Source organism: Parabacteroides caecihominis (assembly GCF_023656785.1).
GTDB classification, from domain to species: Bacteria; Bacteroidota; Bacteroidia; order Bacteroidales; family Tannerellaceae; genus Parabacteroides; species Parabacteroides segnis.
Genome location: NZ_JAMOKS010000051.1, coordinates 20,044 through 36,847 on the forward strand (window position 1 = coordinate 20,044; position 16,804 = coordinate 36,847).

At 44.6% G+C, this 16,804-nt stretch carries 16 protein-coding genes and 1 pseudogene; 4 read left to right on the forward strand and 13 right to left on the reverse strand.

Going from position 1 to position 16,804, the window contains the following annotated elements:
* Positions 1 to 236: 236 nt before the first annotated feature.
* From NBH14_RS26255 to NBH14_RS26265, 3 genes are read right to left on the reverse strand one after another with little or no spacing between them, the layout of a single operon-like run.
* Positions 237 to 1,640, reverse strand: coding sequence for an aldo/keto reductase (locus NBH14_RS26255; RefSeq protein ID WP_186961721.1), 1,404 nt, complete (start codon positions 1,638 to 1,640; stop codon positions 237 to 239).
* Positions 1,641 to 1,676: 36 nt separating this feature from the next.
* Positions 1,677 to 3,140 (reverse strand): 4Fe-4S binding protein, encoded by a 1,464-nt coding sequence (locus tag NBH14_RS26260; protein WP_186961722.1) that lies wholly within the window; start codon positions 3,138 to 3,140, stop codon positions 1,677 to 1,679.
* A gap of 16 nt (positions 3,141 to 3,156) precedes the next feature.
* Positions 3,157 to 4,047, reverse strand: a complete 891-nt coding sequence (locus tag NBH14_RS26265; RefSeq protein WP_186961723.1) for an EFR1 family ferrodoxin — start codon at positions 4,045 to 4,047, stop codon at positions 3,157 to 3,159.
* Between the two features lie 263 nt (positions 4,048 to 4,310).
* Here NBH14_RS26265 and NBH14_RS26270 point away from each other — a divergent pair, with 263 nt between their 5' ends.
* Positions 4,311 to 5,279 carry an alpha/beta hydrolase gene (locus NBH14_RS26270; protein WP_250817890.1) on the forward strand — a complete coding sequence of 323 codons (969 nt, stop codon included), beginning with the start codon at positions 4,311 to 4,313 and terminating at the stop codon, positions 5,277 to 5,279.
* 52 nt (positions 5,280 to 5,331) lie between these two features.
* Here NBH14_RS26270 and NBH14_RS26275 read toward each other — a convergent pair whose 3' ends face one another.
* The 8 genes from NBH14_RS26275 to NBH14_RS26310 all read right to left on the reverse strand — a co-directional run bounded on the left by NBH14_RS26275 (position 5,332) and on the right by NBH14_RS26310 (position 12,529).
* On the reverse strand, positions 5,332 to 5,850 hold the full coding sequence (locus tag NBH14_RS26275) for a GNAT family N-acetyltransferase (RefSeq protein ID WP_186961737.1): 519 nt from the start codon (positions 5,848 to 5,850) through the stop codon (positions 5,332 to 5,334).
* A 211-nt stretch (positions 5,851 to 6,061) separates the two neighbouring features.
* The gene (locus tag NBH14_RS26280) at positions 6,062 to 7,048 is read right to left on the reverse strand and encodes an aldo/keto reductase (RefSeq protein ID WP_186961724.1); all 987 of its coding nucleotides are present in this window, start codon (positions 7,046 to 7,048) and stop codon (positions 6,062 to 6,064) included.
* A 136-nt stretch (positions 7,049 to 7,184) separates the two neighbouring features.
* Positions 7,185 to 7,919 carry an AlkZ-related protein gene (locus tag NBH14_RS26285; protein ID WP_186961725.1) on the reverse strand — a complete coding sequence of 245 codons (735 nt, stop codon included), beginning with the start codon at positions 7,917 to 7,919 and terminating at the stop codon, positions 7,185 to 7,187.
* Positions 7,920 to 7,992: 73 nt separating this feature from the next.
* Positions 7,993 to 9,156, reverse strand: a complete 1,164-nt coding sequence (locus NBH14_RS26290; protein ID WP_186961726.1) for an aldo/keto reductase — start codon at positions 9,154 to 9,156, stop codon at positions 7,993 to 7,995.
* 20 nt (positions 9,157 to 9,176) lie between these two features.
* Positions 9,177 to 9,929, reverse strand: a complete 753-nt coding sequence (locus NBH14_RS26295) for an SDR family NAD(P)-dependent oxidoreductase (RefSeq protein ID WP_186961727.1) — start codon at positions 9,927 to 9,929, stop codon at positions 9,177 to 9,179.
* A 121-nt stretch (positions 9,930 to 10,050) separates the two neighbouring features.
* Complete coding sequence (locus NBH14_RS26300) at positions 10,051 to 10,866, reverse strand: helix-turn-helix domain-containing protein (RefSeq protein ID WP_186961728.1); 816 nt, start codon at positions 10,864 to 10,866, stop codon at positions 10,051 to 10,053.
* 226 nt (positions 10,867 to 11,092) lie between these two features.
* Positions 11,093 to 11,548, reverse strand: a complete 456-nt coding sequence (locus NBH14_RS26305) for an OB-fold protein (RefSeq protein ID WP_186961729.1) — start codon at positions 11,546 to 11,548, stop codon at positions 11,093 to 11,095.
* 3 nt (positions 11,549 to 11,551) lie between these two features.
* Positions 11,552 to 12,529, reverse strand: coding sequence for an aldo/keto reductase (locus tag NBH14_RS26310; RefSeq protein ID WP_186961730.1), 978 nt, complete (start codon positions 12,527 to 12,529; stop codon positions 11,552 to 11,554).
* A 147-nt stretch (positions 12,530 to 12,676) separates the two neighbouring features.
* On the opposite strand from NBH14_RS26310, the gene NBH14_RS26315 reads away from it, so the two are divergent.
* Positions 12,677 to 13,579, forward strand: a complete 903-nt coding sequence (locus NBH14_RS26315; protein WP_186961731.1) for a helix-turn-helix domain-containing protein — start codon at positions 12,677 to 12,679, stop codon at positions 13,577 to 13,579.
* A 37-nt stretch (positions 13,580 to 13,616) separates the two neighbouring features.
* Here NBH14_RS26315 and NBH14_RS26320 read toward each other — a convergent pair whose 3' ends face one another.
* The gene (locus NBH14_RS26320) at positions 13,617 to 15,878 is read right to left on the reverse strand and encodes a Helicase associated domain protein (protein WP_186961732.1); all 2,262 of its coding nucleotides are present in this window, start codon (positions 15,876 to 15,878) and stop codon (positions 13,617 to 13,619) included.
* 71 nt (positions 15,879 to 15,949) lie between these two features.
* Between NBH14_RS26320 and NBH14_RS26325 the strand changes: the two genes are divergently transcribed.
* Together NBH14_RS26325 and NBH14_RS26330 are read left to right on the forward strand one after the other, a co-directional pair.
* Positions 15,950 to 16,267: a type II toxin-antitoxin system RelE/ParE family toxin gene (locus NBH14_RS26325; protein ID WP_186961733.1), complete on the forward strand. Its 318-nt coding sequence runs from the start codon at positions 15,950 to 15,952 to the stop codon at positions 16,265 to 16,267.
* Positions 16,268 to 16,275: 8 nt separating this feature from the next.
* Positions 16,276 to 16,620, forward strand: coding sequence for a HigA family addiction module antitoxin (locus NBH14_RS26330; RefSeq protein WP_186961734.1), 345 nt, complete (start codon positions 16,276 to 16,278; stop codon positions 16,618 to 16,620).
* 28 nt (positions 16,621 to 16,648) lie between these two features.
* On the opposite strand, the pseudogene NBH14_RS26335 reads toward NBH14_RS26330, so the two are convergent.
* A pseudogene (locus tag NBH14_RS26335) lies at positions 16,649 to 16,804 on the reverse strand (chain-length determining protein); the annotation flags it as partial.

Consider the following 16,804-nt stretch of genomic DNA (forward strand, 5'->3'; position numbering starts at 1 on the left):
TTATAGTATACAGATATTTTAAGAAAAGAAAGTCTAATGAAATAAAACAAACATATACTGCTCCTGTGTACATTGTAATTCAGAGGGCAAAAAAATTATAGGACGGATTTTGCAAAGCATAGTTTCCGTCCCGTTAGCACTATCTGGTATATCAATACCGTCCAATGTACAGACTGTTTTGGCAGGCTGATGCTACCAACAGTGTGAACCTACGAAAATCGTATCGTACTGTGTCATTATTTCCTCGTCATTGTTTCGGCTTTCAACTCTTCCACATAACTATTTATCCGTTGCATCTGCTTCGGAATGTCAATTCGTTGCGGGCAGTGCATACTGCATTGATTGCAACCGGTACAATGGTCGGCCTGGCGGAGTTTAGGCACACTGCGGTCGTAACCTATCAGATAGGCACGACGGGCTTCGCGGTACTTCTCGTCCTGCGTATTATCTATGACATTTCCTTCGTTCAGGCATTTGTTGTAATGCAAAAGAATAGCAGGAATATCGATGCCATAAGGACAGGGCATACAATATTTGCAATCGTTGCAGGGAATGGTATTGAACTGCATCATCATGGTAGCTGTCTGCTGCAGGAAGCTGAAATCATCTTCGGTCAGTGCGTCTAAGGGAGCGTAGGTCCGGAGATTATCCTGTAAATGCTCCATGCGTGTCATGCCGCTCAACACAGTCAATACATTCGGGAAACTTCCGGCGAAGCGGAATGCCCAGGAGGCAACACTCAACTCGGGTTTGCGCTGTTTCAGACGGGCTACGATATTACCCGGTGCATTGGAGAGCCTTCCACCTAATAGCGGCTCCATGATGATAGCAGGGATGTTGCGCTTTGCTAGTTCATTATACAAATACTCGGCATCCGTATTTCGCGGATTGATCTCTTTGGCATATTTCCAATCCAGATAATTCAGCTGGATCTGCACAAAGTCCCATTTGTATTCATCATGACGCGAAAGGAGGTAATCGAACACTTTTATATCTCCGTGATAAGAGAAACCGAGGTTACGGATGCGTCCCGATTTGCGTTCCTCCACGAGATAATCGAGCAGTCCGTTCTTCATGTAACGTTCTTCAAATTCTTCCATGCCGTTGCCCATGCCGATGCCATGCAGCAAAAGATAATCGAGATAATCCGTCTGAAGTTCCTTCATCGAATTATGATACATGGCTTTGGAGGCTTCCAGCGGCCAGGAAGCAGGGGAGAAGTTAGACAGTTTGGTTGCAATAAAATAGGTATCGCGCGGATGGCGGCTCAAGGCAATTCCCGTTGCGTGTTCCGACATTCCACGGCAATAGGCTGGCGATGTGTCGAAATAATTCACGCCGTGGGCAATGGCATAGTCCACCAGTTGGTTTACCATTTCCTGGTCTATCTCTTCGTTGCCTTCACGGGCACTTCGTCCGTCGACTGACGGGAGGCGCATCATGCCGAAACCCAGCAGGGAGACTTTATCTCCTGTTTTAGGGTTTGTGCGATAAGTCATCTTGTCTGTCGGGATCTCACCACCAGCCGTATTGTTATTCCTTCCACCGCAGGCAGTCAGTCCGGCAGTTACGGCTCCGGCTGTACCGACTATTTTGAAGAAGTTGCGGCGGGTTATATCTTTCTTATTTTTATTTTCCATATTGCTCTATTATATAATGTATAAGAATATTCAGAATTATACTATCCGGTGCATCTCGTGGCCTTCTACATAAATGGCACTGAACGGACGCGATGGACAAAGATTCTCGCAAGCTCCACAACCGATACAACGTTCCGTATTGATTACCGGAATTTTAGGTGAATCTGACATGTCCGGGTCGGAAGGGACCATCAATATCGCTCCTGCCGGACAGTGGCGGGCGCAATTACCGCAATCTACACCGTCGGTCAGAGGTACACAGTTCTCCTTTATCCAGACAGCACGGCCGATCTGGATGGCTGATTTATCCGCTTTTGTAATAGGGAGGATAGCGCCTGCCGGACAGACATCTGCACAACGGGTACATTCCAAACGGCAATACCCACGTTCGTACGACATCTCAGGCTGCATCAATGTCATCAGGCTGGTTGAAGGACGTAGTACCTGGTTGGGACAGACTGAAACACAGAGTTGACAAGCCGTGCAATGTTGTGTAAAGTTTCGTATGCTATGGGAACCCGGAGGTGTAATAGGAGTGGAGCGGTTCGGGATTTTCTTGTCTTCTATAACAGCCAGTCCGCCGTCCACTTTCTTTTCCTGTGCTTTCAGGGCAGAGGCTGTTGCAAACGTGGCGCCGATAGTCAGGAAGCGGCGGCGACTATCAGTAGGAAGGGCTTGTTTTTTCGAGTGATGTGTATAATGGATAGCATCTTTAGGACATTTTTCAATGCAGTTCATACAGGATACGCAGCGGCTGTAATCGATCTGATGTTCTTTGATGTTAATGCAAGCTGCTTTGCAGTTGCGCTCACAGAGGTTACAGTTTACGCATTTGTCAGTATCGATAACCGGCTTCAACCAGGAATAGCGGGCGAAAAATCCCAATATGGTTCCAACAGGGCAGATTGTATTGCAGTAGGTACGTCCATTCTTCCAGGACAAAATGATCAGTGCGATGAAAGTAATAGCAGCAATAGCGAATGTCGAGAAGCTTTTCATCCATACATCTACCGAATAGAAAGCATAGCTGTCGGCACGTTCAGCGAAATAGGCCAGCAGGTTGTTTCCCCATTGATATAACGGTGCAAACAAATTGGAAACAATGCGTCCGTAAGAACTATATGGTGCCAGCAAAGCAACCAGCGAACCTGCACCGGCCACTAATGCCACAACAAACAGCGCCAATACTCCGTAACGCAACCACGACATCGCCGGCGAATAGCGGAAACGATTCTTCTTCCTTTTACTTCCTAGCCACGATATCCCATCCTGCATGATTCCTAACGGGCAAATGACGGAACAATAAATCCTGCCGAATATCAGCGTCAGTAGCACTAATGTAATCACTACCCCGATATTCAGCGCCAGCAATGCCGGCAGAAACTGTATTTTAGCCAACCATCCGAGCCACGCATGGATCGTTCCTGTAAAGTCGAGAAACAACAGGCTGACTCCGATGATTGAAAGGATGGCAAGTGTAATTCTGATTTTTCTAAGCATATTTCTTTCAGTTATATTATTGTTTATTTGCAAGGACTATTTCATTCAGGGAAATACGGGGATGGCGGTATCTGGCCTCCTTATTTCTTTCCCCTCTCTTCAGTACGATTGCTTTTTGCGGACAATTCTGTATGCAAGCCAGGCAGAATTCGCAATCGCCGGTATGTTCCACCCCTTTGTCGGTCAGGCTGAAATTCTTCCGGGGGCATACTTTGGTGCAGATGCCACAACCGTTGCAGCTACTTTTATTCACTTCAAGGAGTAATTCACTGCTGATAGGAAATAATTCCGGTACACGTTGCAGGACCCGTAAACATTGTTGGCGTTCTTCTTCGGTTAAGGAAGGGATATGATTCTTTTCTTCCAGTACATCGGCTACGGCCTGTTCCAACTGGCTCTCTTCTTGTTTATCCATTTTCAACTGTTCGTCCATGTCGAACACGGGAAGATAATTATCCACCATCTTGATTGTGGTGATATAATTAAAATGTACACCGTGCTCAATGGCAAACTGGTTCCAGCTTTCTATCACATTGCAATCGTAGTTCCCGAAAGTAATGACCGAGAACAGATAGGAGGCTTTCAGGGTAACTTCCTGAATAAACTTTTGCACTATTAGAGGTGCAAAGGCACGATAGTCGGGAAAGACAATCCCTATCTCGTCTGCTTCGAATACACGGTTTTTCCCTTTCAGTATCTGTGGGATACTTAACGGAGTTTCCGAAAATTTCTTAGCCGCATAAAGGCTGTTACCCGTAGCAGTGAAATAGAATACGATGCGTTTTTTTCCTTTTTCCGTACAGGAAGTAAATATCGAAAGTGCACTGGTGGAGGCAAGTGTCATACCTGCCACCGTTGTACCTAGATATTTAAGTGCTTCCCTGCGTGTTAGTTTTTTATAATCCATAATCGCTGCAACTTTAGTATTACTATTTATTTTGTTGCAAATTTAAGTGCGATCTTACTATCTGTTAAGATACAAATTACTGATAAAAGTACCATTATTACTGATCTGTAATTTTAGTGTGCATTACATTCAGTAATTAAGGTTATAATATCTGTAATTTGTCTACAAGACTGTGTGATATAAGCCTTTATCTTTGCCTTTGTAAACGTCTTTGCATCACGGGAAATCTATTTGCTGCAGACAATCATTTAAATAACGATAGTATGGAAAAGAATTTAAATTTAACAGAAGAGTGGGACAAGGTGTTCCCGCAGAGTGACAAGGTTAATCACGCGAAAGTGACTTTCCACAACCGATACGGCATTACTCTTGCTGCCGATCTGTATATTCCGAAAAATGCCGGAGGTAAGTTACCGGCTATCGCTGTGAGCGGCCCGTTCGGGGCGGTAAAAGAACAGTCATCGGGGCTATATGCGCAGACTTTAGCGGAACGTGGATTTCTTACCATTGCTTTCGATCCGTCTTATACCGGCGAGAGTAGTGGTGAACCCCGTTACGTCGCTTCCCCGGATATCAATACGGAGGATTTTAGTGCGGCGGTTGACTATCTTTCCACCCGCGACGATGTGGATGCGGAACGTATCGGTATTCTCGGTATTTGCGGATGGGGCGGTATGGCGCTCAATGCTGCGGCTATCGATACACGTATCAAAGCGACCGTCACTTCAACGATGTACGACATGAGCCGTGTAAATGCAAACGGCTATTTCGATACAATGGATGCCGACGCACGCTACGAACTTCGCAAACTGCTTAATGCGCAACGTACGGAAGATTACAGAAATGGTACGTATGCCCTTGCCGGAGGAGTCGTGGACCCGTTACCTTCCGACGCTCCCCAATTTCTGAAGGATTATCACAGTTATTATAAAACTCAGCGTGGTTACCATAAGCGTTCGCTTAACTCGAATGGTGGCTGGAACAAGACTTCATCACTCTCATTCATCAATATGCCGATACTTTCATACAGCGATGAAATCCGTAGTGCGGTATTGATGATTCACGGAGAGAAGGCACATTCACGTTATTTCAGCGAGGATGCGTTCAAGAAGTTGAAAGGTGATAACAAGGAACTATTGATTATCCCCGATGCGAACCATACGGATTTGTACGACCGAATGAATATCATTCCATTCGACAAACTCGAACAGTTCTTTCGTGAATATTTGTAATATAGAGTAAGGACAGAAAGATTTCCACGGTAGTTTACTGTGGAAATCATCTTTACCGCATTTTGCAGATCTTCCTGTAGTCTCCGTCGTTTTTTTTCTTAAAACCATTACTTAGTAATGCCTTTATTGAAATAATATTTTCTTCCGCTGGGTCTGCGGCTATTTCTTTTCCGCCGATTTCAATAATTCTATCTTCCAGTATCTGAATGATTCTTTTTCCGATACCCCGATTTAAGAACTCTTCTTCACCAATCAGATAACCGATTTCATAAGTGTGATTTTGTTCTGCAACATCTCCATACATCTCTTGGAAATCGTGTCCTTCTTCTTCCAGACTTTTTAGAAAAAAGCAATCAGCATAAAGACAATATCCTATTTTCCGGTCGTTATAGTAAACAATAAAGTGTTTTAAAAAACTGTATTGTCCATTCCTCTCATTTATTTCGTTTAGCCAATCATCCTTTTCTCCAAACCATTTTTTAATATATTCTTTATCTAGCCATTTATCTAATAATGGTATATCTTCTTTCTGGATAGATTTTATTACAATTTCGTTTTTATGTATTATCATAAACTTATTGCTTTTGAAGCGATTTACTATGTAAGTTCCTGCTTTTGTATTTGTTATCTCTTCAAAGTTAGTAAATATTAAGGAGATAGCCATACCTGATACAGCTACATCTGCTAATAATGGTAAAAAATTAGCTCCATGTCCGTGAAGTATTCCGGGCATGGAGCTGTTATCTGTGGGAACAGACATTATCCCTTGAAGGGACTCTTTTTTATAATCCGGTTGTCCGTTCCAGTTCTTCAGGATAGCGGTTGCCGGTCAGTTTTATTTTTGAGCTGGCTTCATCGATGTTTTTAAGTTCTTCGTCTGTCAGTTGAATTTTAGCTGCACCTAAGTTTTCTTTCAGGCGATGTAGTTTGGTCGTTCCCGGTATGGGAGCAATCCACGGCTTTTGTGCCAATAGCCATGCCAGTGCTATTTGAGCAGGCGTTGCTTCTTTCTCATCGGCAATCTTTTTCAACAAACCAACTATCGCCTGATTAGCATCGAGCGCATCCTGTGTAAAACGTGGGAGTTTGCTACGGAAATCATCTTTACTGAATGTTGTCTGTTTGTTAAAACTGCCGGTCAGATACCCTTTTCCTAACGGACTGAACGGAACAAAACCAATGCCCAGCTCTTCCAGTGTTGGGATAATTTCTGTTTCGGGATGGCGCCACCAGAGAGAGTATTCACTTTGCAAAGCAGTAACAGGTTGAACTGCGTGCGCCCGGCGGATGGTTTTTGCTCCGGCTTCCGACAATCCGAAATGTTTTACTTTTCCTTCCAGAATGAGGTCTTTTACGGTTCCTGCAACATCCTCGATAGGAACATTCGGGTCTACACGATGTTGATAGAGCAGATCGATGTAATCTGTTTTTAATCTTTTCAGGGATTCTTCTACAACCTGGCGAATATGTTCAGGGCGGCTGTTGGTTCCGGCTTGTTTGCCATCGGATATATTAAATCCGAATTTAGTGGCTATAACCACTTTATCCCGGAAAGGGGCAACTGCTTCACCCACTAGCTCTTCGTTGGTATATGGGCCGTATACTTCGGCGGTATCGAAAAAGATTTCACCCATTTCGTAAGCTGAACGGATTACCTGTATCATTTCGTTACGGTCGGGGATAGGGAGGTAACCAAAACTCATTCCCATACAACCAAGTCCGATGGAAGATACTTCCAATCCGTTGTTTCCTAATTTTCTTGTTTTCATGTTTCTCTTTTCTATTAATAGTTCTTGTTCTAAAATCATATAGCAAATTTACGTTCAATAGAAAAGAGAATCCATAGACAGATTACCATATTATCTACCATTTTTACTGATCCCCATAAAAATAGTGTTTGCCAATTTACCCTAGTATTTTCAGAATTTGCTCCGGTGTTGCTTGCGGCAATAATTGTGTGAGGTAATCTATCAAGCGTTGCTTTGACTCTTCCGGTGACCGGTTGCCGGCAGCCTGTACTTTTTCTTTGCCGAACAGTACTTCCGGCGTTGTATATCTGGCGATACCCCATCCGTAAGGCTCTCCCTTCTTGTCATATCGGTATTCGAAATCAGCCACAACGAGCCATGTTCCCATTTGCAGCCGGGTTATGACTGTTTCAAATCCATCTCCTTTGGGTTTTGTCTTTTTAAGTAAAGCCTGTGTTTCGCTTGTTTCCCATGAGTCGAACGGATTGACACTTCTTTTGACTGGCTGCTTCTTGTAACCACACAACGCTTTTATCTCTTTGGATAGGAGGGACTCATGTTCTGTGACTGTCTTATAAATAACGTTACCCATACTTTGTAAAGGTTCCGCTTTCAGATTGTACATAGCACGCCTGTAGTTTACAAGTTCCGGAAACCATTCCATGCTGACAAACCCAGCTTTCTTCTGAAAGAGTTTCCCATAAGCACAATTGAAATTTCGGATAACAGGGCCTTTCCATTCCCACGGCCCCTCTTCTTCATCGGAAAACCATAATTCCTGCGGAGTAAATTCTTCAATGGAAAAATCCTCAATGCCATTCGCAAAGAAGGGTAAAAATCCCATCTTTGCAACGAGCTTCTCCAAATCTTCACAGCGATTAATCTTTGTCATGCCGCAAATATATGAAGAACTCGCGAAAAGATGCCGTATTCAAAAGGTTTTTGCGGTTTATCGTGAATTTAATTTAGAATCCCACTTGTTTCTGCTGTTCGGCATTATAGCGGTCTCCTATAACGGGAATAGCTGCTACCATGTTCTCCAACTCTTTCCATTCTTCGGGTGTAACGCTGAATTCTATCGTTTGCAAGTTCTCTTCCAAATGCGAGAGTTTAGTCGTTCCCGGAATAGGCACAATCCACGGAGCCTTCTGTAACAACCATCCGAGAGCGACCTGCGAGGAGGTCATACCGCGTGTCCGTCCGAACTGTTGCAGTACATTCACTATGCGCATATTGGCACGTATGGCTTCCGGCTGAAAGCGAGGCAAGGCCTGACGGTTATCGTTGTTCGGGTCGAACGTGGTGTATTCGTTGATACAACCTCCCAGAAAACCACGGTTCAACGGACTGTAAGGCACGAAGCCGATACCCAGTTCGCGACATGCGTCCAACACTCCATTTTCCTCGACGAGACGGTGCATCAGGTGGTATTCGCTTTGGATGGCGGTAAGCGGCTGGATGGCGTGTGCCTTGCGGATCGTTTCCACACTTACTTCGCATAAGCCCCATCGTTGGATTTTACCTTCTTTTATCAGATCGGAAATCGTTCCTGCAACATCTTCAATAGGCACATTCCGGTCAAAACGGTGCTGGTAGAAAAGTGGAATGGAATCGGTGCGCAGGCGGCGTAATGATTCTTCGCAGTAGCGGCGAACTGTTTCTGGGCGGCTATCCTGACGACCTGTGCCTTTCCCGTCGATTACTTCGTGTCCGAATTTGGTCGTCACATTGACTCTGTCCTTGAATTCAGAGAGTGCTTCGCCTGCCAGCAGTTCATTAGTCAGCGGGCCGTAGATGATGGCTGTATCAAAGAGTGTAACTCCGCGATCCACAGCCTCATGCAACAACCGGATACATCCCTTTTTGTCGGGATGCTGACTACGATTATAGGTCATGCCCATTACACCGAAACCGAGGGCGGAGACTTCCATAGCGGCACGACCGCTACCGAGTGTGCGATGCTGCATCTTTCGGAAGGTTTCGGGAGAGGTACTTTTCCCGTTAAGGGCAGCGCTGGTTGCCTTTACCTTATTGATTGCTGGCTGTATCGTCAATGCCGCACTTATAGTAGCTGCCGTTTTCAGAAAACCACGGCGGCTGATATCTTTCTGTTTATTCTTATTTCCCATTGTGATTCTTGTATTATAAGTTAATGTATTGAAAATGCACCGTCCACCAGCAAGGCATGACCGTCCACGAAACTTGCCTGCGGACTGCAAAGCCACAACACGGCATTAGCTATCTCTTCGGGCTTGCCGAGACGACCGGCCGGAATATCGCGTATCAGTTCTTGTTCCAGGTTCGGATTACGACGTATGAGTTCTTCTGCCATCGGAGTACGGATAGCCCCCGGACAAATGGCATTAATGCGAATACCTTTGGCTGCATAGTCGATGGCTGCCGTTCGGGTTAGTCCGATAACGGCATGCTTGCAAGCGATATAGGCAGCCTGTCCCGGAAATCCTGTCACACCACCCTGCGACGAGGTATTGACGATAGCTCCGCCTCCTTGTTTCAACATCTGGATGATCTCATAACGCATGCAGTTCCACACGCCTTTCAGATCAACGGCTACTGTGCGGTCGAATTCCTCATCGGTAATCTCTGCCATTGGTCGCTGCGGGGTCTGGATACCGGCATTGTTCAACGCAGCATCCAAATGCCCATAAGTTGCGACGATCCAATCGACCATTTCTTTTACAGCTTGTGTATCCGACACGTCGCAACCGTAGGCGACCGCCTTGAATCCTTCATCCGTCAGTTTCCGGGTTTGTGGTTCCGGTTTGTTGATATCGACCAGAATCGTTGTTGCACCCGCTTTTGCAAATGCTTCGGCACAAGCAAGGCCGATTCCTGCCGCAGCACCGGTAATCATTACCACTTTTTCTTTCATTGTTTCCATGATTCTTTGTATTAATGTTCTGATGCAAAGGTAAAAAGAGAGCCTCGTAGCGACTTTGCTGCGAGGCTCAAACTGTTTTGTTATGAAGTTCATTTTGAAATTTATTCCGGATATATCCGCTTCAAATCACACTAGGGGCATAACCATATGCTTCTTTATAGACCTTCGAGAAATGTGAAAGGTTTTTGAAACCGACATCGAAACAGGCTTCCGTAACCTTTTTCTTGCCGGATCTTATTAAATTGTGTGCAGCCTCCAAGCGGCGTTTGATGATCCATTTCTGCGGAGTGAGATCACTTACTTTGGCGAAATCGCGCTTGAAAGTCGCCAAGCTGCGTCCTGTGTAACCGGCGATTTCTTCCATCGAAAGGTCGTACATATAATTCTCGTTCAAGTAGTCGAGAATGTCTATTTTCCATGGATTGGTGAAATCGAACAGCGAAGCATAGAGATTTTTGTCCGTATTGAGCAGAAGGTAAGTCCCCTCGATCATCTTCAGTTTCAGTACATCATCGGATGGTTTTACCCCTGAATCGAAATAAGGAATGACCGACTCGAACAAACTACGTATATCGGGACGATTGTTCGGCAGCACGCGCAGGCTCACTTTTTCGCGTTTCGACTCCATCGGAATATCTTTCTTGTCGAGTGTTTGATAAAATTCTCTTAAAAAAGGTCTTGTGAATTTCAATACGACAGAACGATAAGGATTATCCTTATTGGCATGTTTTTGTAACCACATCCGGTTATCACGTCTCATAAAAGCGCATTCACCCGGATGCAGAACTGTTTTTTGTCCGCGTTCTTCAATTTCCAGTTCACCGGAACATAAATAAATGAGTGTATGTTCCCGGTTTTCGTGGGCGCATCCCCGGTCATCGGTGAAATAACTCGCTATAAGTACATTCGAGCAATCGAATACATTCAGTTGTTCCATATTAATCTTTTTATTTTTACAAAGATAATCTGATTACGGATATAACCTTGTAGATAGATTACGGGAATAATAACCCAAATTACAGATGGTCGTTATCGGTAAAATTCCCTTACAGTAATTATCAAAGATGAAGAAAAAAGATCACCGGCACTCCATCGCAAAAACGCTTCGATGAGATTGTGGTCATGCGAAGGGAGGCCTAGATCCAAATAACAGAAGTGATTGATTAAGGTGTACCGGCAGCAGATTTTATTTCACACTGCTTTAATAAAACCTGGTCACCTTTTTCATAAAAGCCGCGGACTTCTCCGGTTATAACCGTTTCATCCCCTTTGGATACTTTGCGCAACTTAAGATAGTCGGAGAAAGGAAGTACGCAAAGTATCCGACTTTTTCCTCCTTTTTTCTCCGACAGTTCCACGGATGGAAGTGCGTAGACATCCGGCCCGATAAAGACAGCAAAGCCTTTTATCGTGATTGTTTTTCCACTATATTGTTTTTTAGCTGCTGCTTCATCTTTTTTGAAGGCATCATAAAGTTCTTTAGCTGTCATAATGGAATCGTTTGCATGTATTTCATTTGATCCGTTTGTAATGGTGGAAGCCGGAAGATATGTGTTTCCTCCGGCCCATAGTAACAAAATGAATATACATGCTGTTAAAGAAGCAATTTTTTTGATCATAACTTATATGAATAAACCATTTTTGTCAAGATTCATATCCAACATATAGGAACTCGTTGCCTGCGCTTTCGGGATCAGTTGTTCCATTCTTTCAAGATCGTTTTTGGTCAGGTTGACATGGATTGCTTTCAGTGAGTCATTTATCTGGTCGACAGTTCTTGAACCTACCAGGGCGATGATATCATCCCCTTGTGCCAACACCCAGGCGATAGCCAGCTGTGCCAGGGTAATTCCCTTTTCGCGGGCTATTGCTTGCAGTCCTTCGGTTGCAGTAAGGTTATTATTGATGTTCGTGAGTGCACTGGAAGATAAATGTCTCATTGTCGATAGCTTTTGCTGTTGTGCACTTCCTCCGATAAGTCCGGCCAGAAGGACGGCGAAACCAACAACCCCGACACCTAACTCCCGTGCAGTGGGTAAGAGATCATCTTCGATATGGCGATCCATCAGTGAATAGCGTACTTCGACCAGGCTGATCGGATGCACGGCATTTGCTTTGCGCAGCGTCGCACCGTCCACTTCAGAAATACCGATACTTTTTACATATCCGGCCTTAACCATATCGGCAACCGCACCGATCGTATCTTCAACCGGGATATGAGGGTCGATACGGGCGGGCTGGTAAAGGTCGACGTAATCGGTTCCCAGTCGTTTCAGGGTATAAGCCAGAAAACTTTTAACATGTTCGGGACGGCTGTCTATTCCGTAAAATTTACCGTTGGGGGAGATCAGTCCTCCGAATTTCACTGAGATAAATACATCTTCCCGTCTACGTGATTTCAACGCTTCTTTGATGATCATTTCGCTAATGCCATGACCGTAGAAGTCGGCGGTATTCAGGAAGTTCACTCCGGCATCCAGCGCCGCATGGATAGTATCGACACCAGCCTGTTGGTCTGCTGCCAGTCTCATTGTTCCCAAACCGATGCGGGAAAGATCGAAACCATTTGTTTTTGTACTTAATTCTTTTAGATGTATCATATAATATTGATATTGTTTAGTTCCGTATGCAAATGTCGGGGAAAACCTAAAGTCGCGACAGGGTAGTTTTCGTTAATGTATAGTCAATATCCGATTTAAGTGGATTTATTATTATTTTTACAACAGAATTGTTAGTCAACTACCGCAATGGATACTATACTCGATATGAATTTGCCGGAGTATTTGCAGAAAAGCGTACTCCATGAATATTTTACAGACCAGCTGGCTGTCGTTGATATCGATAATCCGCTGGCCGGCCCGGAAGAAAAAGAGGAGAGGGTTCCTATGCGCTTAAAAGCATCCGTACTCTTTCTGATTCTTTCGGGAGAGATGGATATCGACGTGAATTATCAGCAACATAACATTCAGAAAAATACGGCGATGCATCTTATTGCGAATGATATCATCCTCGATATTTCATATTCGCCCGGGTTTAAAGGGTACCTTGTCATCTTCTCGCCCGAAATCCGTTCGGAAATAATGGGGCTGACTGTAGGGATACGGCTTCCAAGAGCCGGGCAATTGAAACGGGCTTACCCGATACAGGAGCTTTCAGAGCAGGAATTCCTCCGAGTAATCGGATATATCGAACGTATAAAGTCGTATATATCCGACGAAACACATTTGTATCGTTCACCGATGATCCGTAACGAAATCATGAACCTTCTTTGGGATATCGACAACAGCCGGTGGAAGAAACACGGGAATGCAGAACCCAACCTTACCCATAGCGAACTATTACGTGAAAAGTTCAGGGAATTGCTTGTCGAAAAATGCCGGCACCACCGGGATGTGGGATATTATGCACAGCTGCTTTGCGTGACCCCCGATTATCTTTCCCGCGTTATCAGGGAACATGACGGTGGTTCGGCCATGAAATGGATCGTCAATGCCGTTGTTATGGAAGCTAAATGCCTGATGCGCCAGCCGGGAAAGACCATCAATGAGATAGCACAGGAAATGAATTTTCCGGATCAGTCAACTTTCGGGAAATTCTTTAAAAAGCATACGGGAGTATCGCCAAAAGAATATCAAAGAGGATTAAGGTAAGGAGCTTTTTGACGAATATGTGTAATTGTTAAACAGATTATTTCAGACTCCAGGGAAATGCGATCTTATCCAGAAGATCTTTACGGGTAGGAGGGAGCTCGCCTTTTTTCAAGGCTCTGCGCTGAACGAAGCACCAACTGCCCAGCTTGTTCTCACGGGCGGTTGGCCAGCGGTTGTTTTCAGAAAAGAATTGCTGTAGTTTTTCATAGTTTTCCATCCAGACATCATCAATGGTCCAGATAAAACCTTCGGCATCCATCTGGGCGATGCGTTCAGCCGAAAGTAAACCTTGTTTTCGGTTCTTACGCTGGGTGTTACACCAGCTGCCGGCTTTGCCTTCATTGCTTTTGGGCCAGCGGTTGTGTTTTTTGTAGTAAGTAAGTACCTGTAGCCAGTTCTCTGTCCAGAGCGAATCCAGATCCTGTTCCCACCAGAAGCCGATCGAGTCGAGTAACCGGATTCTTTCATTGGAAAGGAGACCTTTCTTTCGTGCCTGCCGTTGGGTGTTACACCAGGTATTCAGTTTGTTTTCGCCGCGTTTGGGACAGCGGTGTTCAACAGCCATAAATGCTTTCAGTTCTTCAAAGCAGTTCATCCAACGACTGTCCTGTACCTCCCATTCGAAACCGACCCGGTCCAGTTGCGAGATGTAATCTTCCGATAACGTCCCTTTCTTCCGGGCAATCCGCTGGGTGTTACACCAGTTTCCCAGTTTCCCTTCGGCTGCCTGCGGCCAACGTCCTTCACGTTCCTTATATTCGATTAAACGTTCATACATTACCGGCCACGCATCCAACTCCGCCAGCATATCATCCACACGGGCACGGATATCAGACAGGAATCCCGTTACCTCAAATTCCATAAAGCCTTTAAAGCTCTTTGGGGCACGAACCGCCGGATGATAAGCCAACTCCCTTGACATAGCCTCATAAACAGAACGGCCCGAAAGGTTATTGACGAAGTCAAGTACTACCGGATGCCGGTCCGAACCGGCTTTCAGGCAACGGCCCAACTGCTGCAAGGCAACCACATATGATTCCGTCCGACGCAGGAACATGGCAGCATCTACTCCTTCCACATGCAATCCTTCGATCAACATATTTATAGAGAAAAGGACATGCAGTTTTCCCGTTTCCCTACGGAAACGACGCAATGTCTTTTCATTCTCCCGATTGCTGAGTCCGTTATGGATCTCGAATGTTTCCGTTTCAAAGCCAGCCTGCTCGAGCCAGTTCGAGACTTCGGGAATCATATGCTGAAGATCCTCCTTGTCTTTACAGAAGACAAGCATTTTCTTTACCTCTTTCGGAAGATAACGCCGGATCAGTTCCGATGCACTCAACGAGCCGCGAAAATCCAGTCGGGCAAAGTCTATTTTGTCCTGAATATGCTTGCGCCTTTCAGAAGTACAGTCACTCCTGTTCAGCATACGCTGTACCTTATCCAGTTGGTTATTCAGATCGAATACGCTCTGCACCAGGACAGGAACAGGCAGGATCTTATAATACCAGGCCATAGACAAAGACAGTTCATGGAACAGGTTTCCCTTGAAATAGACCTCTACCGTATCAAGCATCTCTTCAGGACGTATCGGAGTTGCCGACATTCCCAGTACACGGGCTTCCGGATTGTTATCTATTACTTCCTGTACAGCCTTTCCCCATACCTCCGCTCCGAAATGATGGAACTCGTCGATAATGATATGATTTGCTTTGAGTTCACCGACTGTTCCGCGATTCAGAACTAATGCCTGAAAAGTCCGGTAGGCGACATGCGGCATTGTCCTGCCGATTGCTTTTTTGATCTCGGCAATGATCGTAACGTTGGGAGCGATAACCACTATATCATCTTCCGAATGATTGACGATATAGCGGGCAATCAAATAGGATTTTCCTGTTCCGGTCGCCTGTACAACGGCTCCGATCCTGTTTGTTTTGAATCCTTCCTCAATAGCCCGGTAAGCCGCTTCATTATGTGAAAAGAGTTCAATATGCTTTCCCGTTTCCAAGCTTTTCAGATAGCCTTCATCCGAAACAGTCAGTCCATGCAGTTCAAAGGAAAGTGCCTCCGGCAGATAACCGCCATGAGCCAGAATCCGGAACTGGTTGCAGCCGCACATTTCCCCGATTCGCTGCATTTCAGTATACAGCCTGTCCACTTCCGGCAAGCCGACAGGTTCCTTATTCCATACCTCTTTCACAATGAAAGTAACGGAATCTTCCCTGAAGCCTACCAGCAGACAGCCGGATTCTTCAGTAACAAAATAATGATAAGAATGATAAAGATCGCAGAGTGACATTGAGAAATTTCAATTCACATATTTGTGAATACTAAAAGAAAATGTTATCTTTGCATAAAATACGAAACAATATGGTTGTTACATTTGAAGAAGCATATTTGCAGGAGCTTTACGAAAAAGGAACAACGAATGACAAAAAACATCGTTATCAACCTGATATTGTAAGACGCTATCACAAATGTGTTCAATTGATGAAAAGCGTACCAGATATTACATCTCTAGCAAAATACAATTCACTAAATTATGAAATGCTGAAAGGAGATAAAAAGGGACTTTCATCTATAAGGGTAAATGATAAATACCGAATCGAATTTACCATAAAAGAATCAATGGAAGAACCGATTGTTACCGTATGTAATATAATCGAATTGTCAAACCATTACAAATAAAAGCCGTTATGATTACATTGAAAGGCGTTGATCCCAAAATGATAGCTAACAATCTGACCCCGGCCGAACCGATACACCCGGGTGAAATATTGAAAGATGAAATTGAATATCGGGGCATTCCACAAAGAAAGCTTGCTGCCCAAATGGGCATTTCTCCTACGTTGCTTAATGAAATATTAAATGGTAAGCGCGCCATTTCAACAGAATATGCGCTTTTATTTGAAGCCGCCTTAGGTATTGATCCCGAACCATTGCTCAAAATACAATCCGACTACAACTTACAAGTAGCAAAATCCGATAAGTCCTTTGCTGAAAGACTTGCCAATATCAGGAAAATTGTAGCTGTATTGTAAAAGGCAAGAAAACTTCAATACAAAAGAATCAAGCATAAGAATCTGTTTTGAAAAGGTCTTTGATAAACAGATAACCGATTCCGCCGAATATGGCAAGGAATACAAATCCGATCAGAATCAGCTGCTTCTTGGGAGAAGCAGCTTTTAAAGGGACAGTGGCAGGTTGTATTATTGTATACACCGG

Excerpts from the sequence above, each read along its gene's own strand:
- NBH14_RS26255 (WP_186961721.1), bottom strand. The coding sequence starts at position 1,640 with ATGGAAAATAAAAATAAGAAAGATATAACCCGCCGCAACTTCTTCAAA.
- NBH14_RS26260 (WP_186961722.1), bottom strand. The coding sequence starts at position 3,140 with ATGCTTAGAAAAATCAGAATTACACTTGCCATCCTTTCAATCATCGGA.
- NBH14_RS26265 (WP_186961723.1), bottom strand. The coding sequence starts at position 4,047 with ATGGATTATAAAAAACTAACACGCAGGGAAGCACTTAAATATCTAGGT.
- NBH14_RS26270 (WP_250817890.1), top strand. The coding sequence starts at position 4,311 with ATGGAAAAGAATTTAAATTTAACAGAAGAGTGGGACAAGGTGTTCCCG.
- NBH14_RS26275 (WP_186961737.1), bottom strand. The coding sequence starts at position 5,850 with ATGATAATACATAAAAACGAAATTGTAATAAAATCTATCCAGAAAGAA.
- NBH14_RS26280 (WP_186961724.1), bottom strand. The coding sequence starts at position 7,048 with ATGAAAACAAGAAAATTAGGAAACAACGGATTGGAAGTATCTTCCATC.
- NBH14_RS26285 (WP_186961725.1), bottom strand. The coding sequence starts at position 7,919 with ATGACAAAGATTAATCGCTGTGAAGATTTGGAGAAGCTCGTTGCAAAG.
- NBH14_RS26290 (WP_186961726.1), bottom strand. The coding sequence starts at position 9,156 with ATGGGAAATAAGAATAAACAGAAAGATATCAGCCGCCGTGGTTTTCTG.
- NBH14_RS26295 (WP_186961727.1), bottom strand. The coding sequence starts at position 9,929 with ATGGAAACAATGAAAGAAAAAGTGGTAATGATTACCGGTGCTGCGGCA.
- NBH14_RS26300 (WP_186961728.1), bottom strand. The coding sequence starts at position 10,866 with ATGGAACAACTGAATGTATTCGATTGCTCGAATGTACTTATAGCGAGT.
- NBH14_RS26305 (WP_186961729.1), bottom strand. The coding sequence starts at position 11,548 with ATGATCAAAAAAATTGCTTCTTTAACAGCATGTATATTCATTTTGTTA.
- NBH14_RS26310 (WP_186961730.1), bottom strand. The coding sequence starts at position 12,529 with ATGATACATCTAAAAGAATTAAGTACAAAAACAAATGGTTTCGATCTT.
- NBH14_RS26315 (WP_186961731.1), top strand. The coding sequence starts at position 12,677 with ATGGATACTATACTCGATATGAATTTGCCGGAGTATTTGCAGAAAAGC.
- NBH14_RS26320 (WP_186961732.1), bottom strand. The coding sequence starts at position 15,878 with ATGTCACTCTGCGATCTTTATCATTCTTATCATTATTTTGTTACTGAA.
- NBH14_RS26325 (WP_186961733.1), top strand. The coding sequence starts at position 15,950 with ATGGTTGTTACATTTGAAGAAGCATATTTGCAGGAGCTTTACGAAAAA.
- NBH14_RS26330 (WP_186961734.1), top strand. The coding sequence starts at position 16,276 with ATGATTACATTGAAAGGCGTTGATCCCAAAATGATAGCTAACAATCTG.